Genomic DNA, 23,194 nt, shown 5'->3' with positions numbered 1-23,194 from the left:
AGCGATCAGGAGTTACCGCAGTGGCAGTGGAAAAGGTAGGCGTGATCGGTGGCGGCACCATGGGTGCCGGTATCGCCGAGGTGTGCGCCAAGGCCGGTAGCGACGTCCTCGTCAAGGAGACCACCGAGGAGTTCGCCGCCGCGGCACGCGAGCGTCTGAAGAAGTCGATCGGACGTGGCGTCAAGTCCGGCAAGATCACGCAGGAGGACGCCGACGCGGTCCTCGGACGGATCCGCGTCACCCTCGACCTGAAGGAGTTCGCCGACCGCGACCTTGTCGTCGAGGCCGCCCCCGAGATCGAGTCTCTCAAGGTGGAGATCTTCTCCGAGCTCGACAAGATCGTGAAGCCCGAAGGCATCCTCGCCACCAACACGTCGTCGATCCCCGTCATCAAGATGGCGCAGGCGACGCAGCGGCCCGGCAAGGTCGTGGGCGTGCACTTCTTCAACCCGGTGCCGGTGATGCCGCTCGTCGAGATCATTTCGGCGCTCACCACCGACGAGGCCACCGCCGACACGGTGTTCGACTACGCGAAGAACACCCTCGGCAAGACGGCCGTGCGCGCAGGCGACCGTGCGGGTTTCATCGTCAACGCCCTGCTCATCCCGTACCTGTGCTCGGCAGTGCGCATGCTCGAGTCGGGCTACGCGACGAAGGAAGACATCGACGCCGCGATGAAGGGCGGCTGCGGCTACCCGATGGGACCGCTGACCCTCATCGACACCGTCGGCCTCGACATCACCCTCAACGCCGCGCAGTCGCTGTACGACGAGTTCGCCGAGCCGCACTACGCACCCCCGGCACTGCTGCGCCGCATGGTCGACGCGGGTCGCCTGGGTCGCAAGACCGGCGAGGGCTTCTACAGCTACAAGTAGGCCTCACTCGGACGCCCCTGCCGTTCCTTCTCGGAACGGCGGGGGCGTCTGCGCATCCGGACAGCCGGGAGGTACGCAACAACAGTTCCGGGCTCGCAACACGGCCAGCAACTGCCGGCGTTGCGAACCTTCACTACGTGTTGCGTACCTCGCGTACGACCGATGCCCCGCTCGAAGTCGCCCGACGGTCCGCTCCGGCTCCGTGAGGGCGCCGTCTGCTATCGTCCCCACCCGGACGTATCGGGGGATTCTGTCGGGGGGCAGTGGTGACATTGCACGTAGATCCTGAAGTGCTGCGCACATTCGCAGCCTTCGTGGCGGACACCGCCGACGCGATGAACGACTGGGACGTCGGCGAACCGTATGCCGTGTCGCAATCAGCACTTCCCGGAACAGAATTCGCGGCCGTCTGCGCACGAGCCTTCACCGCCACCGATCAAGCACTCGGCAACGTGTGCAGTCGCCTGCGCGAGATCGTCGACATCACCGACGGCGCCGCGAACGATTACGTCGTCGCAGAGACGGACTTCGTGGCTGCACTCTCGGCGATGGATCAGCACGGATGAGACCGGGAGTCGCTGCGGTCCGGTCCTGGAATCCCGACGCGCTGCGAATCACCGCCGACCACCTCGACGTGCTCGTCGACACACTCGACGACCGCATGAAAGGTCTGCTCACCGAGCAGGATGTGCTCGCCGAGCGATGGTCCGGCGACGCCGCACGTGCCGCCGCCGCGCGAGTGGTCCGCGAACGCTCGCTGGGCAGCGCCATCGCCGAAGCACTCCTGCAGGTCGCTGAGGCGTACCGCACCGGCGCGTGGCTCGTCGAAGGCACCCGCCTGCACCTCCTGTCGGTCGTGGGCGGCGCCGAACAGTCCGGGTTCACCGTGCACGACGACGGCACCGTCGACCCCTCCGACCAGATCCACATCCTCTCGGCGACGCTGCCGAGCGAAGCCGTCGCAGAGGCCCGCGTCCGCCTCGAACACGAAGCAACGGAACTGACCCACACCGTCACCGGCGCTCTCGAACAAGCGTCGCGAGCCGCGACGGAAACTGCCGATCGCTTCACCGCTGCCGTTGCGGTACTCGAAGCAGCCAGGGATGCCGCGGCGCCGGGGAAGGTCGTGCAGAACGAGAACGGCGAGTTCTCCTGGTGGCCTGACTGGCCATCGACCATCGCAGCGTCGTCCATCGGCGCAATGTCCGGAGCTACCAAGGAACTCCTGACCGACGCGGCAGTGGCCTCGGGCGACGATGTCGCACGCAACATCGCACGTGGAATGAACCCGGCTGCCGCTGCAGTAGGCACCGTTCCTGCGATCGTCAACGACATCAAGGGAGGCATGGATCCCACCGAGGCGGTGGTGTCCGAGAGCGCCGGAACCGTTGTCGGCATGGTCGGTGCATTCCTGGCGTCGAAGGGAACTACCGCGGCTATCGGCGCTGCGACCGGCTCGGTCGTTCCAGGGGTCGGCACCGCCGCCGGCTTCGCTGTCGGGCTTGTGCTCGGGGGCTTTGCCACGTGGTACACATCCAAGAGGATCCAGGAGTTGTGGTAATGACCGAAGGCACGCCGGAAGACCGGAATCACGTTCGCGCCGATAGTTCCTCCGACGCGCCCTGTTGGCCGCAACGTCTTCGAATCGGATGGTGCATAACGGGGGTATGTGTTCTGGTCTTCGCTACGTGGAGTCTGGTTGACAGTTCTGCGAATATCCTCCACGAGGAGTTGGTATCCACGATCGGTTCGCTGTTGTACGGAGCAGCAATGCTGCTCATGGGCGTGATGTGTGTCAGACTCGGCGGGATTCGACATGTCCTGTATTCGCCACGCATCAGAAGTTACAGGCATCCGGAATATGGCACGGGCATCGTTGTTCCTGGAGGACTTACGCCTCTAACCATTTTCATGGTCCTGCTCGTCGTGGTCGGCCTCGGATGCCTGGCCGTAGCGGCGCTGACCATCTACATCACCGACAAATCCGAGTTGCCTTACGGTCGCGACCCTCACGCCACTGCAATCTTCATGCTCGTGGGTGGGGTCGTCGCCCTGATCGCGTCGGCAGTGTTCGTATGGTTCCGGCTCCCGACAACAGTGGGGTTGTACCCGCAAGGAATCGAAAGAGTCGTACGCTCTCGCAATCTCCGACGAAACAATGCCACCGTGCAATTTGTGCATTGGAACGATATCGAGGGCATCGCCGGAACGGATATCGTGACCCGTTCCGGATACGGCGACGTCCGGACTCCGATGATCCACGTCCACACGACCGGGCGGTTTCCCCCTGAAGCGCGCATCCCCCACGACGAAGAACACACCCTCGCCATCGTCTGCACCTGGCTCATCGCCGAACCCAACGCCCTCTTGACCCTGATCCGACAGATGAGCGAACGCCCGAACGACCGCACGCTCCTCGCTCGGGAAGACGCGGCCGAACTTCTCAGACCACCGCCGTTGCGAGAACGATTCCGGATGGTACGCCACCAGGAAGCGTCTCGGTGAACGCTCCGATTCAGGCGACGCTCTCCGACTACCTCGCAACACACGAAGTCGGACTGAGCCCCTGCGACCCGGACGATCCGCGGCACCCGCAACCGGAACTCCAGGCGCCGGAGGGTTGGATAGTTCTCCCTCGCGATGTCTTTCCGCATGCACATACGGTTCTCGTGGCTCCCGAGCACGTCGCGGACGATTGGGTGCCCAACGCCGTCCTCCTCCACTGCGCACTGTCGAAATGGCGGCCGACGGACGAACTGCTGGAGGTCGCGGCGCGTGAAGCTCGCGAACTGCCCGCGTGGAGGGAGACGCTCCGCGACACATCCGATTTCCGCGGGCACCGATCGGTGATCATCCAAGGCTCCTATCGAGTGGACGACGTCGAGTACACCGCCGTGACGCGATACCTCGTGATCGACCACGAGTACGACCGCTACCTGACGCAACTGACGGCAACCGCACGCTCCGACAGCGCCGAGTCCCTTATCGCTCATCTGCATGCAATCCATGAGGGACTGAGAATCCGGTGAGCGATTCCATCGAGCCGTGCCCGTACGGAGAACGATCCGAACCTGCTTGGCCGCAACGGTTTCGTACGGGATCGCTCTGCCTCGGCGTGTTCCTGGCCGGGGCCGGAATCCTTGTGCTGCAGAAGACCATGGACGATCGGCGAGCGGATGACCTCGGAGCCATCGCCCTGGGGTTCTGTCTCGCTCTGATGACGGCGTTAGGTTCGGCCTGGGGCTTCGAGCGGGCCGGCTTCCACCGATTCGGTTTGCATCCGAGGATCCGGCAGTGCCGAGACGACATTCACGGCCCCGGCATCGAGATTCCCTACGTGAGAATACTTCCCGTTCAGCTGTCCGCTGTGTTCTCCTGCATCACAGTGTCGGGCGCATTCATGATTCGTGCGTCGAACCGACCGGACGGAGCGATGCTTCTTGCGAGACACGAGCTCCCCCACTCCGGCTCGTTCATCGCATGGACGACATGTGCAACCGTGGCGGTGTGCGCTCTACCCTTCTTGATCCACCCCCGGGGATCCACCCGTCTCCATGCCGACGGTATTCGCCGCCGCACGACATGGCTCGTGCGGCGTGGCGTTTCGGACGTGTTCGTTCGATGGGACGAGATCCAGGAAGTGGATGCCGATGTCTACACCGTCTCGGGCCGCGGGGCGTCTACGCACAATCCACTCATCCGTCTCCACGTACCCGGCTACGAACCGACTCCGCCTCGCGTGGCGCACGACAAGCCGGATTCGTTCACCGTGCCGGCGTACGTTCTCGTGAGCGATCCCAACACGCTGCTCGGACTCATCGACCGTCTCCATGGGTGTCCCGAAGATCGCCATCTCGTCACCACACCCGAGGCCCCAGAACTCCTTCGTCCTCTCCCGGTGCGGGAACGCTTACGCATCGCGCGGAAGGTTCCGCGTCAACAGTGGGAATGGTGATGGGTACGCAACACCGATGGCGGGTTCGCAACACCGCTGGTGACCGACCGTGTTGCGAGCCTTCACCCCGCATTGCGTACCTCGGTCAGTTCCCGTTGTTCGGGCCGTGGACGCGGCGGTGCAGTGCTTCCATCCGCAGGTCCAGATCGCGCGCAGTTTCCGCGGCGAGGCGGAGCTCCTCGCGCAGTTCGTCCGGTACCTCGCGGTCGTGCTTGTAGTAGATCTTGTGTTCCAGGCTCGCCCAGAAGTCCATGGCGACCGTGCGGATCTGCAGTTCGACGTAGACGCGCTCGACCCGGTCGGACATGTACACCGGGATCTGGACGATCACGTGCACGCTGCTGTACCCGTTGGGCTTCGGGCGCGCGATGTAGTCCTCGATCTCGACGACCGTCACGTCGAGCTGGCTCGTGATCATGTCGATGATCCGGTAGACGTCCGACGTGAAGCTGCACGTGATGCGGATGCCTGCGATATCGCGGACGGCCTCGCGGATGCCGTCGAGCGAGGCGGGCGCACGCTTCCGTTCCGCCTTGGCGAGGATCGACTCGGGACTCTTCAACCGCGACTTCACGTGCTCGATCGGGTTGTATTCGCGGGCGTAGGTGAACTCCTCGCGCAGGATGTTGATCTTCGTCATCATCTCGTCGATGCCGAACTTGTACACCATGAGTGCGCGTCGCAGATCTTGCGCGAGATGCTCCACTGCGACCAGCGGTGCCTGCACGTCGTCCGGTGTCGGTAGTCCCGGTTCGGGTTCGCCCACCGTCGTCTTCACTCGATTCCTCCTCGATCACTTCCGGGATCGAGTCTGCCAGTCCGACCACGACAGGCGGTTCTGACCGCCCTGACCTGCAGTGATGCGAGACGGTCCACTCGAACAGGACTCCCGCCGATCGTCGATCGAGGCATCCGGACGCCTCGAAGCCCAGTGCTTGCCCCAACCGAGTTCAGCGCTTACCCCGACCGAGTCGGTCGAGCACGACCGCCCGCAGCGAACGCGCTTCGATGCCGGCCTCGCGGCGGGCGCGTCCTCGGGTCACGAGCACCCCGATGAGCGCGATCACCCAGATCGGGTACTGCGCGAACCATGCGACGCGGAAGGCGTCGAAGGTGTAGCCGCCGAGCCGGTCGAGCACGATGCCCATCGTCTGCACGACCAGCAGTGTCGCGAGGAAGCCACCGATGTTGACGATGCCGTTGGCCGTGCCGAGCGCGGTCCCGGGATTGAAGGTGCGGGCGTAGTCGAAGCCGATCATCGATCCCGGCCCGCCCACCGAGATGACGACGACGAGCACCACGAGCAGCCACAGCGGTGCGGGTCCGGGCAGGGCGAGCACCGCCGACCACGTCACTGCGCTGGCGAGGATGATCATGAGCACGAGCCACGAGCGTCTGGTCGGGAAGCGTCCCGACAGCACGCCGAGGATGGGTCCGGCGGAGATGGCGGTGACCACCGAGACGGTCAGCATCGAGCCGGCCGCCGCGGGTGACAGGCCCTGAGCGGAGACCAGATACGGCACGCCCCACATGAGCGCGAAGGTCGTCACCGAGAACTGCGTGCCCATGTGGGTGAAGAAGCCGAGTTTGGTGCCGGGGCGCCGCCACACCGTGCCGAGCCCGCCGATCACCTCCCGCAGCCCTGACGCGGTGGCTTCGCGCGTCTCACCGGGCGGGGTGTCGCGCACGACCGCGAACACCAGCACGCACGCGAAAAGGCCGAGCGCCGCGGCACTGCCGTAGGCGGCCGTCCATCCCGTGCCGGTGAGCAGCAGGACGAACGGCACCGCCGACAGCACCTGGCCGAGCTGGCCGAAGATGCCCGTCAGCTGCGAAACGACAGGCACGCGGCGCGGCGCGAACCACACCGGCACGAGCCGCAGCACCGAGATGAACGTCAGGGCGTCACCGACACCGACCAGCACTCGGGCCAGATACGCGACCGGCAGCGACTCGGTGAGGGCGAGGATCGCCTGACCGACGGCGAGGATCACGGCGCCGGTCGCGATCATCCGCCGCGAACCGAACCTGTCGAGGAGCACACCGGCCGGGATCTGCATCCCCGCGTAGACGATGAGTTGGAGGACGACGAAGCCGGACAGCACCGACGGTGAGATCTCGAAGCGTTCGGTGGCGGCGAGTCCGGAGACGCCGAACGCCGTCCGATGGAGGACGGCGACGATGTAGGCGAAGACTCCGATACCCCAGACCAGCCATGCCCTCATGTCACAAGGACGATACGCGTCGGTCTGTTAACGGTACTAATTACTCACGCCCGAGCGACACCCACGTCGGGTCGGCCGCACGCGGACCGGCGACCTTGCCGGCGAGACGATCCAGCCGTGCAACCTGCTCGTCGGTGAGCGTCACGTCGAGCGCTCCGGCGTTCTCGGTGACGCGATTCGCGTAGCGGGTGCCGGGGATCGACACCGACGGCAAGCCGAACTCGCGACCCTTCGCATCCAGCCATGCCAGGGCGATCTGTGCGATGGTCGCGTCCGCCTCCTTCGCGACCGCCCGCACCTCCTCGCGCACCGCGAGGTTGATCGGCAGGGCGTCGGCGTCGAAGCGCGGGAAGCGCTTGCGCAGGTCGTTCTCGGCGACCTGTCCGGGATCGAAGGCGTCGGTGAGCAGCCCCCGGCTCACCGGCGAGTACGGCACGAAGCCGATGCCGAGTTCGGCGGCGGTGGGCACCACGTGCCGTTCGACGTCGCGCGAGACGATGCTCCACTCCGACTGGATCACCGCGATCGGGTGGACGGCGTGCGCGCGGCGCAGTTCGTCGCCCGTGGCCTCCGACAGTCCGATGTGCTGCACCTTGCCGGCCTGCACGAGTTCGGCGAGGGCACCGACCGTATCCTCGACCGGCACGTCAGGATCCACGCGGTGCAGGTAGTACAGGTCGACGTGGTCGACGCCGAGACGCCCGAGCGACTCGTCGATGGCCTGCTTCGCGTATTCGGGACGGCCGTTGATGCGACGGTTGGCGGTGCCCGTGCCGCCGACCGCGCCGACGAGACCGAACTTCGTCGCCAGCTGGACCTCGTCCCGCCGGTCGGCGAGCAGCGTGCCGACCACCTTCTCGCTGGTGCCGTCGCCGTAGACGTCGGCGGTGTCGATGAAGGTGATGCCCAGATCCACGGCGTGGTGCAGGGTCGCGAGTGCCTCGTCGAGATTCACCTCGCCGTATGCGGGGGCGACGGACATCGCGCCGTAACCCTGGGCGCTGACGACGAGACCGGGCGCGAGCTGGACGGTGGGGACAGGCATGTACTTCTCCTCGACGACGACACGGTGCGACTCCCGATCGTCCCGCATCCCGCGCATGATCGCAGGAGTTGAAATCGCCGTGATCCGAGCAGCCCGCGCCCTAGGCTGAGATCCATGGTGACCGACTGGCTTTCCCTGCAACGAACCGCGCGTCGCGAGTTCGACGACCGTGTCGCGCAGATCCGCGACTGGCACGCACCCACCCCGGACACCGAGTGGGACGTCACCGACCTGGTGTGGCACATGGTCGACGAGCAGCGCTGGATCCAGCCGCTGCTCTCCGGCCGTTCCCTCGACGACGCGAAGGCCGTACTCGAACCGATCGGGGACGATCTCGCCGCCGAATGGGCACGCTTCGCCGAGCAGGCGACCGCCGCGTGGGCGATGGCGTCACCGTCCCAGGAGGTCCACCTGTCCTACGGCACCGTCCCGTGCCTCGACTACATGAAACAGCAGGTCGCGGACATCACCGTGCACACCTGGGATCTCGCCCGGGCCATCGGTGCCGACGAAACGCTCGACGCCGACCTCGTCGACGCCGTGCTCGCCGACATCGAACCGCAGAAGGACATGCTCGCCTCGAGCGGTCTGTTCGCCGATCCCGTCCCGGTCCCCGACGATGCGTCCCCGCAGGACCGGCTCATCGCCCTCACCGGCCGCGACCCCAGGAAGGCGTCATGACGGACCGACCCGATATCAAGCCCCGCAGCCGCGACGTCACCGACGGCATGGAGAAGGCCGCCTCGCGCGGCATGCTCCGTGCGGTGGGGATGGGAGACGAGGACTGGGGCAAGCCGCAGATCGGTGTGGCGTCGTCGTGGAACGAGATCACCCCCTGCAACCTCCCACTCGAACGCCTCGCGCGATCGGTGAAGGAGGGCGTGCACGCCGCGGGCGGTTATCCGCTCGAATTCGGCACCATCTCCGTGTCCGACGGGATCTCGATGGGGCATGAGGGTATGCACTTCTCCCTGGTCTCCCGTGAGGTCATCGCCGACAGCGTCGAGACGGTGATGCAGGCCGAGCGACTCGACGGCTCGGTGCTGCTCGCGGGATGCGACAAGTCCCTGCCCGGCATGCTCATGGCTGCCGCCCGCCTCGATCTCGCCGCCGTCTTCCTGTACGCCGGGTCGATCCTGCCGGGCATCGCGAAACTGTCCGACGGCACCGAACGCGACGTGACGATCATCGATGCCTTCGAGGCGGTCGGGGCGTGTGCGCGAGGCCTGATGTCCGAGACCGATCTCGACGCGATCGAACGCGCCATCTGCCCCGGTGAGGGCGCCTGCGGCGGCATGTACACCGCGAACACGATGGCCGCGTCGGCCGAAGCGCTCGGTATGTCGCTGCCGGGAAGCGCATCCCCACCCGCCACCGATCGTCGCCGCGACGGTTTCGCCCGGCGCAGCGGACAGGCGGTGGTCGAGTTGTTGCGTCGCGGAATCACGGCCTCCGACATCCTCACCAAGGAGGCGTTCGAGAACGCCATCGCGGTGGTCATGGCCTTCGGGGGATCCACGAACGCCGTGCTCCACCTGCTCGCGATCGCGCACGAGGCGCAGGTGGATCTGAGCCTCGACGACTTCGTCCGCGTGGGTGCGCGGGTGCCGCATCTCGCCGACGTCAAACCGTTCGGCCGGCACGTGATGAAGGACGTCGACCACATCGGCGGCGTCCCGGTCATCATGAAGGCGCTGCTCGACGCGGGTCTGCTGCACGGTGACTGCCTCACCGTCACCGGGAACACCGTGGCCGAGAACCTCGCCGGCATCAGGCCACCCGACCCGGACGGCAAGGTGCTGCGTGCCCTGAGCGACCCCATCCACCCCACGGGGGGCATCACGATCCTGCGGGGCAGTCTCGCTCCCGGCGGAGCGGTGGTGAAGTCCGCAGGCTTCGACGAGTCGGTCTTCGAGGGAACGGCGCGGGTCTTCGAACGCGAACGCGCCGCGATGGACGCGCTCGAGGACGGCACCATCACCGCAGGCGACGTGGTGGTCATCCGGTACGAGGGCCCCAAGGGTGGCCCGGGTATGCGCGAGATGCTCGCGATCACGGGCGCCATCAAGGGCGCCGGGCTAGGCAAGGACGTCCTGCTGCTCACCGACGGACGATTCTCCGGTGGTACCACCGGGTTGTGCGTCGGGCACGTCGCCCCGGAGGCCGTCGACGGCGGCCCCATCGCCTTCGTCCGCGACGGCGACCGGATTCGTCTCGACGTCTCGAACGGCCTGCTCGACGTGCTGGTCGACGAGAAGGAAATGGAAACGCGGCGACAGGGCTGGGAGCCACTGCCGCCGCGCTACACCCGGGGTGTACTGGCGAAGTACACGAAGCTGGTCGGTTCCGCATCGAACGGTGCGGTGTGCGGATGAGGGTCGGGTGAACCCTCCCGCTCCGGGGGTGCTGCTAGATCGGACGGAAACCTGCGCCCGGCCCGCCCCGACCGTTGATGTCGGCCATGATCACGTCGATGTTCGTTCCGACCTCGGGGCCGGCGCACGGCGCGAGCAGGTAGGCGTTGACCATCGCGACGAGCGTCGTGCCCACCACGAGCGGTGCGCCCGAGTCGCCTTCGATGACGCACACCTGCGTCCAGGTCTCCTGCGAGCCGAACACGTCGCCCCAGACGATGCCGCAGGTGTTGCCCGTGGTGCGGCCTTCCTTGCAGGCGATGTTCGGGAAGCCCGCGGGGGCACCGAGGCCGGTGATCGTCACGTTGCCGACGCGGTTGACCGGAACGACCTTGCTCCGGTCGAACTCGATCACGGCGTAGTCGAGCCGTTCGTTGGTCGACACGATGCGGCCCACCGAGCCGGCAGCGAGGTCGTATTCGGCTTTCACCGTCATGCCGGGAGAGCCGCAGTGCGCGGCAGTGAGACCCACGAGGCGTCCGGCGGCGTCGTTGCCGATCGTGGTGAGCGTGCAGTCGAAGATGTCCTGCCCGTTGTCTCCGAGAGTGATGCCCGAACCGCCACCGAGGGTGACCGGAGGAGCCGCGACGGCCACCCCGGAACCCGCGCCGACCAGCGCGACCGCGCTCGCGATTGCAACAACCAGTTTTCTGAACATGGAGGCCCTCCTGCGCTGCGCCGTCCGGCAGCCGTCGGGCTGAGCGTACTAGAGGTTTCCGCCGGATTTCCGGGTTGCGCCCAAGCTTTCCAGAGCTTGACGGGCCTCCTCGAGCTCGCGGCTGAGCTGCGCGACCCGCTCCTCGGCCGCGCGACGCGCCTCCTCGATCACCGACTGGACGGCCTCGGTGGCCGTGGGATCGCCGAGTTCCTTCACCGCACGTTCGACGGCGTCGGGTGCGACCGTTGCGGGCTTACCGACCTTGCGGGTGCCGTGCGCGACCCCCACCGTCCACTCGTTCTCCGGGTCGATCGTGACGGTGATCGTGATCGACGGCGCCTTCTTCGCTTTGCGGGCCGGGGCCTTCGGCTTCGCCGGTGCCGGCGGCCGGGAGGCGGGAGTGTCGGACGAAGCGGGGGTCGTCTGGGTCACGGGCTTCTTCTCCTGGGCGCGGGGAACCGCAGCGACTGCTGGGCTCTCGGATTTCTGGGGAGCAGGCTTCGGTGCAGCAGGCCTGGATGCGGTAGCCCGTGGGGTCGCGGGTTGCACAGGTGGCACCTTCGCGGGAGCTGCCTTCGCCGGAGCGGGCTTCGCACCACCGGACGTGCGCGCGGTCTTCGTCGGTGCGCGCTTCGTTCCGGCCGGCTCGCGGGTGGCGCGCAGTTCGTCGGTCTCGAACGGCAACTCGTCGTCGACGCCCTTCGGCCGCACCATCACGGTGCTGCCGCTGATCGATACCACCCGCGCCGACGTCCCCGGGTCGATGCCGAGACTCGGAATGCCCTCGACGAGGTAGACGGTCGCGCGGCGCCCCTCGGCGAGAGCGGCACCGAGCTCTCCGAGTTGTTCCTCCGTCAGGTGGTCCGCGCGTCTGCGGGGCGACATGCGACGTCCTTTCTCGGTTCGCCGAAGGGTCGGCAGGGCTTCGATGTCGGTCACTGTCGCACATCCGTACGACACGCCTGTACACCTGTTCGATACGACCTGCCGCGCGCATGGGCCCGGGGCACGGTAAGGATGGAGGAGTGACCCCGTCCGATCCGGCACCTGCCTCAGGAACCGACGTGCTGTCCGTGATCCAGTCACAGCTGGAGAACGCGCTGCTCGGTGGTCCTCTTCGTTACACCCTGAACGAGGTGGCCGAGTTGTGCGGGCTCGCACCTGCGCGGGTGCGCCGGCTGTGGCAGGCACTCGGTCTGACCGTCGATCCCGATCCCGACGTCGTGATGTTCACCGACGGCGACGTCGAGGCCCTGCGTGCGACGGCGGCCATCATCGCGAGCGGCGCGATCGACGAAAGCCTCGAGGTGCCCGCGGCCCGGTCGATCGGACAGTCGATGTCGCGGCTGACCGAGTGGCAACTGAATCTGCTCAACACCCACGTCTTCACCCAGTTGGCCTCCGCCTACGCGAAAACGGAGACTCCCCCGCAGGAAGAGGAGATCCGCGCGCTGATCGACCACATCGTCGATCGCACGACCGAGCTCACGCTGAGCCTCCAGAGCCACATGTGGCGTCGGCACCTGGTGGCCACGACCGCCCGGGCCGCCGCGCGCCCGCAGGATTCCGGGGAGCTCCACGAGTTGGTCGTCGGTTTCGCCGACATGGTCGGCTACACACGGTTGACCCGGCAGATCGATGCGGCCGCGCTGAGCGAGCTGCTCGACTACTTCGAATCGGAGGTCTCCGACGTCATCGCCCGGCACAACGGCTGGGTGATCAAAACCGTCGGCGACGAGGTGATGTTCGCGGCCGAACGTCCGGTCGACGCCGCACGGATCGCCCTCGAACTGCAGGATTCGTTCAGGTCCCAGAAGGACTATCCGGACCTGCGGATCGGACTGGCGTGGGGCCAGGCGTTGCCGCGCTTCGGCGACCTGTTCGGTTCGGTCGTCAACATCGCGGCCCGTCTCACCGGCGCGGCGCGGCCGGGCACGATCCTCGTCGACGAGAACCTCGCCGACGCCCTCTCCGACTGCGAGGAGTTCCGCTTCCAGACGGTGCGCACGCTGCGGCTGCGGGACTTCCAGCATTCGCGGCTGTACGTCCTGCGTCGTCCGCGCGAGGAGAAGAAGGCGGCGGTGGGCGTGGAGGGTCTGCACGACGAGGACATGGGTCTGTGACCGGCAGGCTGACAACAGTCGACGAGAAGCCCGATACTCCCTCATACCCACTGATACTTCTTCCGACCTCCTTCGCCCTCGAGGAGACCACGAAGTACCGCCCCCATGCGGCGGTCGACGACGCGACCCGCGAGATCGGTGCGGCGATCGGTGTTGCGATCACGGGCAGCGTCCTGGCCGCAGCCTACGGGCACGGCATCGATCCGGTGGCGCCGATGATCCCCGAGGCGGCCCGGGCCGCCGTGCAGGATTCGCTCGCCGCCGCGATACAGGTCGCCGAGCATGCGGGTCCGCAGGCGAGCAACTCGCCGAACTCGCACAGAACGCCTTCCTCGACGGCTTGCAGCAGGCATCGTGGGCAGTCGCCGCGATCTTGCTGGTCGGAGCGTTGATCTCCGCCTTCTGGCCACCCCGGCGCTCGTAACCCTCCCCTCTCTTTTCTTTCTCGATGCCCGCGACGCAGGTCGCGGGCATTGTGCTGTGCGCGTGATCACGCTAACCTGGATAACAGTTACTAGTCGTCACACTAAAAAGGTGGAGGCATGACCGCATCGCTCACCCGCGAGACCAGCAAGGGCTTCATCCCCGGCGTCGCACTGTCCGATCGCGAAGAAACCGCCGGACGACTGCTCGCCTCGTCCGCACGTAAGTCGTACGACCCGGTCGTCGAGGTGGACTGGGAAGCCCCCGTCCCCGACGACAAGTTCGGAATGACCCCCGAATGGAGCACGCTCTACGGCACCGCACTGTGGGACGAGCTCACCGACGAACAGCGCATCGAGCTGACCAAGCATGAGGCCGCGAGCGTTTCGAGCGTCGGCCTGTGGTTCGAGATCCTGCTCATGCAGATGCTCCTGCGCGACGTCTACGACCGCGACAAGCATTCGCGTCACGTCCAGTTCGCCCTCACCGAGGTCGCCGACGAGTGCCGCCACTCGGTGATGTTCGCGCGCGCCGGCGAACGGCTGAACATGCCGGGCTACGGTCCGGCCCGCTACATCCACCAGCTCGGTCGCCTGTGGGGCCATTTCTTCAAGGGCGCCAACGCCTATGCATCGGTCATGGCTGCCGAGGAGATCCTCGACATGATGCAGCGCGACTTCATGCGCGACGAGCGGGTGCAGCCCGTCACCCGCGCGGTGTCGAAGATCCACGTCCTCGAGGAAGCGCGCCACATCCGCTTCGCCCGCGAGGAGGTCGCACGCCGACTCGCCGGTGCGAGCCGCACGCGACTCGCGTTCGAGCGGTTCAACACCGCGCTCGTGGTGTTCTTCGTCGTCAAGAGCATGATCCACCCCGACGTTTACGCCAATGCGGGCCTCGATCGCGAGCGCGCTCTGCAAGAGGCGAAGGGCAACAAGCACTATCACGATCGCGTGCGCAAGTCCGGCGCGAAGCTGATGACCTTCCTCGACAACGTCGGCCTCATCGGCGGACCGTCGAAGATCCTCTACAAGAAGGTCCACCTGCTCTGACACGGCCTACGGCCATACAACGAACTGTGCGCAGTTCTCGTCGATCTCCTCGAGGGATTTCCGACGAGAACTGCGCACAGTCCTTCGTGGCGAAAACCGAAAGGCGTCAGCCCACCTTCTCGGTGGCCCGCAGGCTGTCGTCGCGCTCCTGCTCCGGGAACAGCGTGCGCGTGATCTTTCGAGCGGTATCGGCGACGATCGGCGCCACCCACTCCAGGCGAGTCGAACGCGCGTCCGCTGCCAGCGACAGGGCGGCGACCGGGCCGTCGACGCCGCGGAGCGCGACGCCCACGCATCCGATGCCCCGCGCAGCTTCCTCACGTTCGAACGCGACGCCACGACGCTTGCGAATGCGGTTGAGCTCCTGGTGCAGTGCGACGTGATCGCGGATGGTGCGCTCGGTGCACGGCACGAGAGTCTTGCCGTACAGCGCGTCGATGCGTTCGGGCTCGAGCCACGCGAGGATGGACTTGCCGGCCGCGGTGGCGTAGGCGGGGAACCGACCGCCCACCCGTGACGGCACGCTCGACGCGAACTGTCCACCAACCTTGTCGAGGTAGAGCACCTCGTTGCCCTCGAGGACCGTCAAGTGGACGACGGCGCCGGTCTGCATCGCCAGGTCGTGGAGATGCGGCGCAGCGGCCTCCCGGATGCGGCGGTGGCCCGTGTCGCTGCCACCGAGACCGAGGGCACGCGGGCCGAGGCAGTAGCCGAAGGATGCGTGCTCGATCCAGTCGCGACGCACGAGGTGATCGAGGATGCGGTGCACCGTCGAACGGGGCAACCCGGAGCGACAGGTGACCTCTTCGAGAGTGAGTGCGCCGCGGCTGTCGAAGGCCTCCAGGATGAGGGTCATCCGATCGACCATCGATGGTGGAAGTTCTCGTTTCGACGAGGTTCCGACGGGCTCGAGCGCGGAGTCGACGGCGGTCAACTGCACCTCCATAAGTCCTGGCCACGACCCTGCGCGCCTCATGAAACTGGAATCTGTTCCAGAACGTTAGCAGTAACAGAGGTCACACCGGAAGGGGTACACACAGACTGTAGGTACTCCGGAGTCAGTTTCCTGGCGAGAGCGAATTCCTACGAGTCTGGTCGGAATCGTGCGGACAGGTTATTGTCGGGACCGTGAGCAAGACGTACGAGCGCGCGAGCCGGTCGCCGCACCGTCGTGCCCAACTCTCGTGTATCCGCGGGTGCCTGGCCCGCTGACCGCCGCACCCGTTCCTGCCCCCTCCACACCGCCGTACGGTGATGTCGTGTGCGGGGCCCGAAGGTCAGCATGTCGACGATCAGAACACATCCCGAATCCGGAGCAGAGCCATGAGCGACACCACCCCTGAAGCAACCGATCCCAGCGCGAACTGGAGCTTCGAGACCAAGCAGATCCACGTGGGACAGCCCGCCGGCGGCGACACGAAGGCCCGGGCCCTGCCCATCTACCAGACCACCAGCTACACCTTCGACAACACCGATCACGCCGCGGCGCTGTTCGGTCTCGCCGAACCGGGCAACATCTACACCCGCATCATGAACCCGACGCAGGACGCGGTCGAGCAGCGCATCGCTGCCCTCGAAGGTGGCGTCGCCGCCCTCCTCCTCGCGTCCGGACAGGCCGCCGAGACCTTCGCGATCCTCAACCTGGCGCAGGCCGGCGATCACATCGTGTCGAGCCCGTATCTCTACGGCGGCACGTACAACCTGTTCCACTACACGCTGCCCAAGCTCGGCATCGAGGTCACCTTCGTCCAGGATCCCGACAACCTCGACCAGTGGCGCGAGGCCGTCCGCGACAACACCCGCGCGTTCTTCGGCGAGACGATCGCCAACCCGAAGAACCACATCCTCGACCTGCCCGGCATCTCGGGTGTCGCCCACGAGAACGGGCTACCGCTGATCGTCGACAACACGGTCGCCACCCCCTACCTGCTCCGCCCGCTCGAGCACGGTGCCGACATCGTCGTGCACTCGGCCACCAAGTACCTCGGCGGCCACGGCACGGCCATCGCCGGTGTCATCGTCGACGGCGGCACGTTCGACTGGACGCAGGGCCGCCACGTCGGTTTCACGACCCCCGACCCGAGCTACCACGGTGTCGTCTTCGCCGACCTCGGCGCTCCGGCCTACGCACTCAAGGCGCGCGTGCAACTGCTGCGCGACATGGGCGCGGCGGTCTCCCCGTTCAACGCCTTCCTCATCTCGCAGGGCATCGAGACGCTGAGTCTGCGCATCGAGCGGCACGTGGAGAACGCACAGAAGGTCGCCGAGTTCCTCGAGGGACGCCCGGAGGTCACCTCCGTCGCCTACGCCGGCCTGAAGTCCTCGCCGTGGTACGACCGCGCCCAGCAGCTCACCCCGCGCGGCGCCGGTGCGATCGTGGTGTTCGAGCTCTCCGGCGGCATCGACGCCGGCAAGCGCTTCGTCAACGCGCTGACCCTGCACAGCCACGTCGCGAACATCGGCGACGTCCGTTCGCTGGTCATCCACCCCGCGTCGACCACCCACTCGCAGCTCACCGGCGAGGAGCAGATCGCCGCGGGTGTCACCCCGGGTCTCGTGCGACTCGCCGTGGGCATCGAGAACATCGACGACATCCTTGCCGACATCACCACCGGTCTCGAGGCTGCCGGCAGCTGATTCCGGCACATCGACAACGGCGACGGCCCATCCCTCGGGGTGGGCCGTCGCCGCGTTCGGCGTATGTGCGCTCAGTCGTTGCGTGCGAGCGCCTGCGCGATCCGCTCGGCCTGCGTGCTGCTCTCGAGCAACTGCCTGACCAGCCACAGACGCAGGACACGAGTGACCGCGGCGGCGAGATGGACCGCCACACCGATCAGAGTGACAGCCACGAAGCCGAGAGCGAGCAACTGGTAGGACAGCAGGTCACGGGTATCGGAGAGGGTCAGCGACGCAATGTAGACGACGAAGATCGCGATGGCGCCGATCACCATCAGGGCCAGGCCGACGATGCGGGCCTTTCCTCCCGAATCCGGACAGGGAGCGTCGAGACCCAGCGCTGCAACGTCCTTCTTGAACTGTTCACGTCGCTCGTCGGCGAGTGCGGTCATGGTCATCCTCCTAGATAGGTGGTGGAAAGTTCTTCTTCGATCTCTGCCGGATCGCCCGTGCGCACCACCCGGCCCTGCAACATCAGCGCGGCACTGGTGGCGATCGGGAGCACCGCTCGCGCGAACTGTTCGGCTACGAGAATCGACACCCCCTCGGCGGCGAGTTCGCCGACGATGTCGTAGATCCGGGAGACGATGCGCGGTGCCAGACCCATCGACAGTTCGTCGAGCAACAGCACCGTGGGATGGGTACCGAGCGCCCGCGACAGCGCAAGCATCTGCTGTTCGCCGCCGGACATCGAACCGGCCAGCTGTGATCGGCGCTCACCGAGAACGGGGAATCGCGTGTACGCCACCTCTTCGAGGTCTGCGAGAGGAACACCGGTGCCGGTTCCGATCCACAGGTTCTCGCGGACGGTGAGGTTGGGGAAGATGCCGCGTCCCTCGGGAATCGAGCACACCCCCAGACGTGCGAATTCCGCTGCGGACACACCGTTGACGACACGGCCGGCCAGCCGGAACTCACCCGACGAGACCGGATGGATACCCGAGCACACGCGCAGGGTCGTCGTCTTACCTCCGCCGTTGGGCCCGAGCAGGGCGACCACCGCGCCCGGTTCGAGTATGAGATCCACGCTGTGCAGCACCTCGATCGCACCGTATCCGGCCCGGACACCCGACAGTTCGAGCAACGGTTCGACGCTCATACCGCTTCCTCCTCGGTGCCGATGTAGGCGTTGATCACTGCCGGATCGTTCTTGATCTCGTCCGGGACGCCACTGGCCAGCACCGCGCCGTAGTCGAGCACGTGAATCCGGGAGCAGATCTTCATCACGAGCGGAATGTCGTGCTCGACGAGGCAGATCGCGAGACCCGAATCGGCCAGATCGCGGAGCAGGGCGGCGAACGCCTCCGTTTCCTGTTCCGTCTGCCCGGAGGCGGGTTCGTCGAGCAGCAGCACCCGCGGCGAGGTCATCAACGCGCGGGCGACCTCCACGACGCGGGCGCGGCCGGTGGGTACGTCCGAGACGTCGGTGCTCGCGATATCGGCCAGGCCGGTCAGCTCGAGGAGCCGGTCGACTTCCTCGTCCAGATCGATCTTGTTGCGTCCGTTGGCATTGTGGATTTCCCCGGCCACTCGGAGGTTGTCGCGCACGGACAGCGACACGAACAACTCGAGACGCTGGAACGTGCGGGCCATACCCATGCGGGCCCGCTTGTAGGGCGGTAGCGACGTGATGTCACGACCATCGAGGAAGACCTTGCCTACCGTCGGCCGTTGCAGGCCGGTGATCGTGTTGAACAGGGTCGTCTTCCCGGCCCCGTTGGGTCCGATCAGGCCCGTCACCGTTCCCGGTTCGATTCCGAGGCTCACGTCCTTGACCGCGACGTGTCCGCCGAATCGGACTGTGATTCCGCGTGTTTCCAGAATGGGTGTCTCAGCCATGAGGAATCAGTTCCTTCTCCGACCCGGTGGCACGTGCGGCCAGAAGTTCGTCGATGCCGAGTTCACGGTCGATCTCGTCCCGTGCCTGCTCGTTGTAGGGCTCGTCGATTCCGATCCGTTCGGGAACCAGCGGCGCGCGACGTTGCGCTTCCTCTGCGCCGAGCACAGCTTCGGGCATCAGCCACTGTCCCACGACCGGAAGCATGAACACCGTCGCGATGGTGATCGACGCGAACCACCAGTTGTCGAGCGCGCCGACGAGCGCGAGCAGGTAGGACACGAGCACCACCGCGGCACCCCCGACCAGCACGGGCTCCGCGTTCTTCAGGTGACGGTAGCCCTCCACCATCTGGTGGACGCTGCCGCTCGGGTTGGCCGCGACGCCGATACCGATGAGCGCGGGGCTCACTGCGGCGACGTGACCGAGGAAGGTCCACATTCCGGCCAGTTCCGGCTGTCCCGCAGCGAGATCGGAGAACGAAACCATGATGACGGCGAAGCCGATACCCGACATCAGACCACCGAACAGCGCACCGGAGACGTAACCGATACCGGCCACGACGGTGAGCATCAGCAGCGACAAGCTCACCATGATCGAGAAGCTTTCGTTCGACACCGAGCCCATCGCACTCGACATGAACAGCCCGCCCAGTCCGGCGATGCCCGCCGACAGGGTGAAGACTCCGAGCTTCAGACGCACCAGGCTCTGGCCGAGCATCGCCGCCGCGGCGGGGCTGTCCTTCATCGCTGCGAGCCGGCGGCCGTAGCCGCTGTTGCGCAGGGCGATGAAGCCCACGCCGAGAACGGCGAAGATCACCGTCACCGTCATGAGGAAGGCCGTCTCGTTCCGCAGGTCGAGTGGGCCGACCTTCAACGGCGGGATCGCGATGTTGCCGTCGGTGAACAGCGAGAACCTGATGCCGAACAGCTCGTGCTGGGTGGTGTCGCGCAGCACCATGTTCGACAGGAACACACCGAACGCCATCGTGGCCAGGGCGAGATAGAGGCCGCGCAACCGCAGGGCCGGAAGCGCAATGAGCCCGCCGATCACGGCCGTGACGGCGACGCCGAGCGCCACGCCCCACAGGTTCAGGTGGGCAGCCAGTCCGCTCCCGGAGATACCGAAGTGGAACGCCACGATCGTCGCGATGGCACCGAAAGATACCGGCGCGAGGTTCATCTCGCCCGCGTATCCGGTCAGCAGGGTCAGCGACAACGCGATGATCGCGAAGGCCATGCCGATCGTGAGGGTCGTGACCGCCGACGTCACCATGAGCAGGCGGATGGCATAGACGATGACGACGAGCGCGACCGCCCAGGCGATCGCCTTGCGCACCGACGGCACGTGGTAGCGCTCCCGGGTACGGGTGACGGCACCGCGCAACCGATCCTGCGGCAGTACGACGAGAACCACGAACAGCGCGATCATCGGCAGGGACACCCGCAGATTCGACGTCCACGTCCACGCGGTCGGGAAGTAGGCGAGCACGTATGTGGCTGCCAGGCCGAGGAACAGCGCACCGGCGAAGGTGCGCGGAATGCTGCGCAGCCGGCCGAACATCGCCGCCGCGAACGCGTCGATGACGAGCAGGGTCAGCATGTTCGCTTCGAGGGTGCCACCGTTGATCGGTGTCACGAGGACACCTGCCAGCACCGCGAGGGTCGAACCCATCATCCAGGACAGCGCGGCGAGCCGGTCGGGGTCGTGCCCGTTCAGGCGCAGCAGATCGGGATCATCGACCACACCTCGCATCGCCACTCCGACGCGGGTGCGCACGAACATGATTCGCAGTCCCACGGCGATGAGCACCGCGGCGGCGAGACAGATCAATTCGTGGTAGCGAATGGTGACGCCGAAGAGGTCGATCCTTGCCTGGTCGCCGAAGAACATCGTCATGGTGCGTGCGGTCTCCGGATGCCAGAACCAGTGCGACACCGAGACCATGCCGAGCAGGATCGACACGGTGACGACGATTTTGGTGACCTCGGCGGTGTCACGCATGCCGCGCATGATCACGACGTAGAGCAACAGGCCCGTCATCGGGCCGAGGACGCCGAGGACGAGAAGCAACGCGACGGGTGTGGGCAGCCCCCAGCCGTAGCGCAGTTGCCAGTAGGCGAACGCACCGAGCATCGCCTGTGCGCCGTGCGCGAAGTTGAAGATGCCGGACGTGTTGTAGGTGAGAACGAGGCCCGATGCAGCGATCGCGTAAACCGATCCGAGCACCAACCCCACGATCGTGAAGGTCAGAAAGGTGTCCATACGAGTACCTCTGGTCGGGGTGCCGGCGAGTGCGTGTCAGGCCTCGCCGGCACCGGGCGCTCGGATCAGACGGTCGGTCTGATGATGTTCGGGTTCAGGTATTTCGTCGCGACGCGGTCGGGTCCGAGTTCGGTGCCCCACGTGCTCGGATCGGTTGCGACGCGGTAGCGGTCGTCGCACTTGAAGGTGCCGGCCTCCGTGGGGAACGCCTGGGTGTATTCGGCGCCGGTGAGCCTCACGACGAGCCCGCAGGTTGCCGGCATGTTGTTCCCGGGATCGGTGACGGCGTGCAGCCCGCCTCCGTCCCACTCGTCGATTCGGGACAGTTCGTCGATGACGCACTGACGAGACAGGTCCGATCCGCAGGCGTCCGCAGCGGTCGCCCACAACAGGAACGAAGAGGTGGCCTGCATGCCGAGCAGCGCGGTCTTGCCGTCCTGCTCGGTGACCAGCTCGACGTACTTCTTCACGGCCGGTACGGCATCAGCGTTCTCGATCATCTGGAAGGTCATGCCGGCGTGGAGGTTGTCGAGCAGACCGCTCTCCCCGTTCCACGCCTGGGCGGCGTTGCCGTACCAGGTGGCCTCACCGAGCAGGATCGGGTCGATGCCGGCCTGGTCGAGTGCCTTCACGAAGTTGAACTCGGCCGGCACCGGAGAACGGGACGTCCACAGGCCCTTGACGCCGCACTGCTTGAACTTCTCGGCGAAGGGCGCGTAACTCGACTCGCCCTCGTAGTTGAGCGTGACACCGCAGTTCTTCAGCGTGAAGCCGGCGGCCTCGGCGATGGACCGGATCTTGGTGCTCGCCGAGATGATCGTGGGCATCGTGCTGTCGATGACGTCGAACTCGCCGACCAGGTCCGGGTACATCTCGGCGATCTGGAACCACTGTGAGCCGTTCGCGTAGTCGACCGGGAACGGGACGCCCTGGTAGGTCATCGGGCCGTTGGCCGCGTCGGGGGACACGGTGAAGGCGGGGACAGCGGCGAGATTGCACGCGACCCGAGTCTGCTCGGACGTCTGGTCCATGGCGAAGCCGTGACCGACCATCATGAACTCGCTCGCACACGCGTTCTGCATCACGGCGTTGGCCTGCGTCATCGCAGCGTCGTAGTGGGTACCGACGATCGTGCGACCGTTGATGCCACCCTGGGCATTGCACCAGTCGATCATCGCGGAGACGGCGTCACCGATCTCCTTGTTGAGTCCGGGACTTTTCGAGTAGCCCCGGTCGTCGCCGTATCCGATGCGGATCTCGGTATCCGACACTCCCTGGTCGGTGCTTCCTGCCGCATCCCCCGGCCCGCACGGAGACGCGAGGGTTCCGAACGATTCCTCGGCCGTGGGGGCCGCCGCTGCGGCGGCTGCCGCCGGAGCGAGGGCGCCCGCCGACGGGTCGGCGCCGCGGTCCGACGCACAAGCGGACGTCGCCACTACGACGGCGAACAGACCCGCCATCGATTTCGAGGCAGCGCTGAGTTTCACGACGATGGACTCCTTGGTCTCGGTCTGGGCTGAAGCGCAATTCCGGGGCGCCGGACGGTAGGCCGGGTGTCGCGAAGGTAGCCACCCCACAGAGTGAGACCTGGGCCACTCTCACTCACCGGGACAAATCTGTGACAGTGAACACAGCGCCTAGGGTTC

The 23,194-nt window shown here is 66.4% G+C and carries 23 protein-coding genes; 12 read left to right on the top strand and 11 right to left on the bottom strand.

Annotated elements, in window-relative coordinates; genetic code table 11:
- Positions 1 to 26 precede the first annotated feature (26 nt).
- The 6 genes from K3M35_RS22120 (at position 27) to K3M35_RS22095 (ending at position 4,830) form a co-directional block, all read left to right on the top strand.
- Positions 27 to 875 (top strand): 3-hydroxybutyryl-CoA dehydrogenase, encoded by an 849-nt coding sequence (locus K3M35_RS22120; RefSeq protein WP_006553692.1) that lies wholly within the window; start codon positions 27 to 29, stop codon positions 873 to 875.
- A gap of 290 nt (positions 876 to 1,165) precedes the next feature.
- Positions 1,166 to 1,441, top strand: a complete 276-nt coding sequence (locus K3M35_RS22115) for a hypothetical protein (RefSeq protein ID WP_254707489.1) — start codon at positions 1,166 to 1,168, stop codon at positions 1,439 to 1,441.
- The gene (locus tag K3M35_RS22110; protein ID WP_039585296.1) at positions 1,438 to 2,436 is read left to right on the top strand and encodes a hypothetical protein; all 999 of its coding nucleotides are present in this window, start codon (positions 1,438 to 1,440) and stop codon (positions 2,434 to 2,436) included. Before K3M35_RS22115 ends, K3M35_RS22110 begins: the two co-directional genes overlap by 4 nt.
- Positions 2,436 to 3,380, top strand: coding sequence for a hypothetical protein (locus tag K3M35_RS26370; protein WP_231414086.1), 945 nt, complete (start codon positions 2,436 to 2,438; stop codon positions 3,378 to 3,380). The genes K3M35_RS22110 and K3M35_RS26370 overlap by 1 nt, the downstream gene beginning before the upstream one ends.
- Entirely contained in the window at positions 3,377 to 3,904 is a 528-nt protein-coding gene (locus K3M35_RS22100; protein WP_039586525.1) for an LpqN/LpqT family lipoprotein, read from the top strand. Before K3M35_RS26370 ends, K3M35_RS22100 begins: the two co-directional genes overlap by 4 nt.
- Positions 3,901 to 4,830, top strand: coding sequence for a hypothetical protein (locus K3M35_RS22095; RefSeq protein ID WP_308257103.1), 930 nt, complete (start codon positions 3,901 to 3,903; stop codon positions 4,828 to 4,830). Before K3M35_RS22100 ends, K3M35_RS22095 begins: the two co-directional genes overlap by 4 nt.
- A gap of 85 nt (positions 4,831 to 4,915) precedes the next feature.
- Here K3M35_RS22095 and K3M35_RS22090 read toward each other — a convergent pair whose 3' ends face one another.
- The 3 genes from K3M35_RS22090 to K3M35_RS22080 form a co-directional block, all read right to left on the bottom strand.
- Complete coding sequence (locus tag K3M35_RS22090; RefSeq protein ID WP_220666976.1) at positions 4,916 to 5,608, bottom strand: GTP pyrophosphokinase family protein; 693 nt, start codon at positions 5,606 to 5,608, stop codon at positions 4,916 to 4,918.
- Between the two features lie 172 nt (positions 5,609 to 5,780).
- The gene (locus K3M35_RS22085; protein ID WP_220666975.1) at positions 5,781 to 7,055 is read right to left on the bottom strand and encodes a nitrate/nitrite transporter; all 1,275 of its coding nucleotides are present in this window, start codon (positions 7,053 to 7,055) and stop codon (positions 5,781 to 5,783) included.
- Between the two features lie 40 nt (positions 7,056 to 7,095).
- Positions 7,096 to 8,100, bottom strand: a complete 1,005-nt coding sequence (locus tag K3M35_RS22080; RefSeq protein WP_220666985.1) for an aldo/keto reductase — start codon at positions 8,098 to 8,100, stop codon at positions 7,096 to 7,098.
- Positions 8,101 to 8,214: 114 nt separating this feature from the next.
- Between K3M35_RS22080 and K3M35_RS22075 the strand changes: the two genes are divergently transcribed.
- Both K3M35_RS22075 and ilvD read left to right on the top strand, forming a co-directional pair.
- The gene (locus K3M35_RS22075) at positions 8,215 to 8,781 is read left to right on the top strand and encodes a TIGR03086 family metal-binding protein (protein ID WP_033098423.1); all 567 of its coding nucleotides are present in this window, start codon (positions 8,215 to 8,217) and stop codon (positions 8,779 to 8,781) included.
- Positions 8,778 to 10,475 carry a dihydroxy-acid dehydratase gene (ilvD, locus tag K3M35_RS22070; protein ID WP_019290782.1) on the top strand — a complete coding sequence of 566 codons (1,698 nt, stop codon included), beginning with the start codon at positions 8,778 to 8,780 and terminating at the stop codon, positions 10,473 to 10,475. Before K3M35_RS22075 ends, ilvD begins: the two co-directional genes overlap by 4 nt.
- Before the next feature lie 34 nt (positions 10,476 to 10,509).
- On the opposite strand, the gene K3M35_RS22065 is transcribed toward ilvD, so the two are convergent.
- Complete coding sequence (locus K3M35_RS22065; RefSeq protein ID WP_006550994.1) at positions 10,510 to 11,172, bottom strand: hypothetical protein; 663 nt, start codon at positions 11,170 to 11,172, stop codon at positions 10,510 to 10,512.
- A 48-nt stretch (positions 11,173 to 11,220) separates the two neighbouring features.
- A complete protein-coding gene (locus K3M35_RS22060) occupies positions 11,221 to 12,057 on the bottom strand; it encodes a DUF6319 family protein (protein ID WP_064060875.1) in 837 nt (278 codons plus the stop codon).
- Positions 12,058 to 12,197: 140 nt separating this feature from the next.
- On the opposite strand from K3M35_RS22060, the gene K3M35_RS22055 reads away from it, so the two are divergent.
- From K3M35_RS22055 to K3M35_RS22045, 3 genes are all read left to right on the top strand, one after another.
- Entirely contained in the window at positions 12,198 to 13,295 is a 1,098-nt protein-coding gene (locus K3M35_RS22055; protein WP_006550996.1) for an adenylate/guanylate cyclase domain-containing protein, read from the top strand.
- Positions 13,292 to 13,687: an MFS transporter gene (locus K3M35_RS22050; RefSeq protein WP_259444347.1), complete on the top strand. Its 396-nt coding sequence runs from the start codon at positions 13,292 to 13,294 to the stop codon at positions 13,685 to 13,687. Before K3M35_RS22055 ends, K3M35_RS22050 begins: the two co-directional genes overlap by 4 nt.
- Before the next feature lie 150 nt (positions 13,688 to 13,837).
- Complete coding sequence (locus K3M35_RS22045; protein WP_006550998.1) at positions 13,838 to 14,770, top strand: diiron oxygenase; 933 nt, start codon at positions 13,838 to 13,840, stop codon at positions 14,768 to 14,770.
- Positions 14,771 to 14,876: 106 nt separating this feature from the next.
- On the opposite strand, the gene K3M35_RS22040 is transcribed toward K3M35_RS22045, so the two are convergent.
- On the bottom strand, positions 14,877 to 15,716 hold the full coding sequence (locus K3M35_RS22040; protein ID WP_006550999.1) for an IclR family transcriptional regulator: 840 nt from the start codon (positions 15,714 to 15,716) through the stop codon (positions 14,877 to 14,879).
- A 377-nt stretch (positions 15,717 to 16,093) separates the two neighbouring features.
- Between K3M35_RS22040 and K3M35_RS22035 the strand changes: the two genes are divergently transcribed.
- A complete protein-coding gene (locus K3M35_RS22035) occupies positions 16,094 to 17,407 on the top strand; it encodes a bifunctional o-acetylhomoserine/o-acetylserine sulfhydrylase (RefSeq protein ID WP_006551000.1) in 1,314 nt (437 codons plus the stop codon).
- Between the two features lie 71 nt (positions 17,408 to 17,478).
- Here K3M35_RS22035 and K3M35_RS22030 read toward each other — a convergent pair whose 3' ends face one another.
- The 5 genes from K3M35_RS22030 to K3M35_RS22010 form a co-directional block, all read right to left on the bottom strand.
- Entirely contained in the window at positions 17,479 to 17,844 is a 366-nt protein-coding gene (locus K3M35_RS22030) for a hypothetical protein (RefSeq protein ID WP_220666974.1), read from the bottom strand.
- On the bottom strand, positions 17,841 to 18,545 hold the full coding sequence (locus K3M35_RS22025) for an ABC transporter ATP-binding protein (RefSeq protein ID WP_006551002.1): 705 nt from the start codon (positions 18,543 to 18,545) through the stop codon (positions 17,841 to 17,843). Before K3M35_RS22025 ends, K3M35_RS22030 begins: the two co-directional genes overlap by 4 nt.
- Entirely contained in the window at positions 18,542 to 19,285 is a 744-nt protein-coding gene (locus K3M35_RS22020) for an ABC transporter ATP-binding protein (RefSeq protein WP_220666973.1), read from the bottom strand. Before K3M35_RS22020 ends, K3M35_RS22025 begins: the two co-directional genes overlap by 4 nt.
- Positions 19,278 to 21,548 carry an ABC transporter permease gene (locus K3M35_RS22015; protein ID WP_220666972.1) on the bottom strand — a complete coding sequence of 757 codons (2,271 nt, stop codon included), beginning with the start codon at positions 21,546 to 21,548 and terminating at the stop codon, positions 19,278 to 19,280. Before K3M35_RS22015 ends, K3M35_RS22020 begins: the two co-directional genes overlap by 8 nt.
- A gap of 65 nt (positions 21,549 to 21,613) precedes the next feature.
- Positions 21,614 to 23,008 carry an ABC transporter substrate-binding protein gene (locus K3M35_RS22010; protein ID WP_193903964.1) on the bottom strand — a complete coding sequence of 465 codons (1,395 nt, stop codon included), beginning with the start codon at positions 23,006 to 23,008 and terminating at the stop codon, positions 21,614 to 21,616.
- Positions 23,009 to 23,194: the final 186 nt, after the last annotated feature.

The sequence above is a fragment of the Rhodococcus sp. DMU2021 genome, from assembly GCF_019641445.1.
Lineage (GTDB): Bacteria > Actinomycetota > Actinomycetes > Mycobacteriales > Mycobacteriaceae > Rhodococcus > Rhodococcus pyridinivorans.
Note: the sequence above shows the minus strand (reverse complement) of the source record. Positions and strands in the feature narration are given on the sequence as shown.

Coding starts and splice junctions, on each gene's coding strand:
- K3M35_RS22110 (WP_039585296.1), top strand. CDS start 1,438: ATGAGACCGGGAGTCGCTGCGGTCCGGTCCTGGAATCCCGACGCGCTG.
- K3M35_RS26370 (WP_231414086.1), top strand. CDS start 2,436: ATGACCGAAGGCACGCCGGAAGACCGGAATCACGTTCGCGCCGATAGT.
- K3M35_RS22085 (WP_220666975.1), bottom strand. CDS start 7,055: ATGAGGGCATGGCTGGTCTGGGGTATCGGAGTCTTCGCCTACATCGTC.
- K3M35_RS22080 (WP_220666985.1), bottom strand. CDS start 8,100: ATGCCTGTCCCCACCGTCCAGCTCGCGCCCGGTCTCGTCGTCAGCGCC.
- K3M35_RS22075 (WP_033098423.1), top strand. CDS start 8,215: ATGGTGACCGACTGGCTTTCCCTGCAACGAACCGCGCGTCGCGAGTTC.
- ilvD (WP_019290782.1), top strand. CDS start 8,778: ATGACGGACCGACCCGATATCAAGCCCCGCAGCCGCGACGTCACCGAC.
- K3M35_RS22065 (WP_006550994.1), bottom strand. CDS start 11,172: ATGTTCAGAAAACTGGTTGTTGCAATCGCGAGCGCGGTCGCGCTGGTC.
- K3M35_RS22060 (WP_064060875.1), bottom strand. CDS start 12,057: ATGTCGCCCCGCAGACGCGCGGACCACCTGACGGAGGAACAACTCGGA.
- K3M35_RS22045 (WP_006550998.1), top strand. CDS start 13,838: ATGACCGCATCGCTCACCCGCGAGACCAGCAAGGGCTTCATCCCCGGC.
- K3M35_RS22040 (WP_006550999.1), bottom strand. CDS start 15,716: ATGGAGGTGCAGTTGACCGCCGTCGACTCCGCGCTCGAGCCCGTCGGA.
- K3M35_RS22035 (WP_006551000.1), top strand. CDS start 16,094: ATGAGCGACACCACCCCTGAAGCAACCGATCCCAGCGCGAACTGGAGC.
- K3M35_RS22030 (WP_220666974.1), bottom strand. CDS start 17,844: ATGACCATGACCGCACTCGCCGACGAGCGACGTGAACAGTTCAAGAAG.
- K3M35_RS22025 (WP_006551002.1), bottom strand. CDS start 18,545: ATGAGCGTCGAACCGTTGCTCGAACTGTCGGGTGTCCGGGCCGGATAC.
- K3M35_RS22020 (WP_220666973.1), bottom strand. CDS start 19,285: ATGGCTGAGACACCCATTCTGGAAACACGCGGAATCACAGTCCGATTC.
- K3M35_RS22015 (WP_220666972.1), bottom strand. CDS start 21,548: ATGGACACCTTTCTGACCTTCACGATCGTGGGGTTGGTGCTCGGATCG.
- K3M35_RS22010 (WP_193903964.1), bottom strand. CDS start 23,008: ATGGCGGGTCTGTTCGCCGTCGTAGTGGCGACGTCCGCTTGTGCGTCG.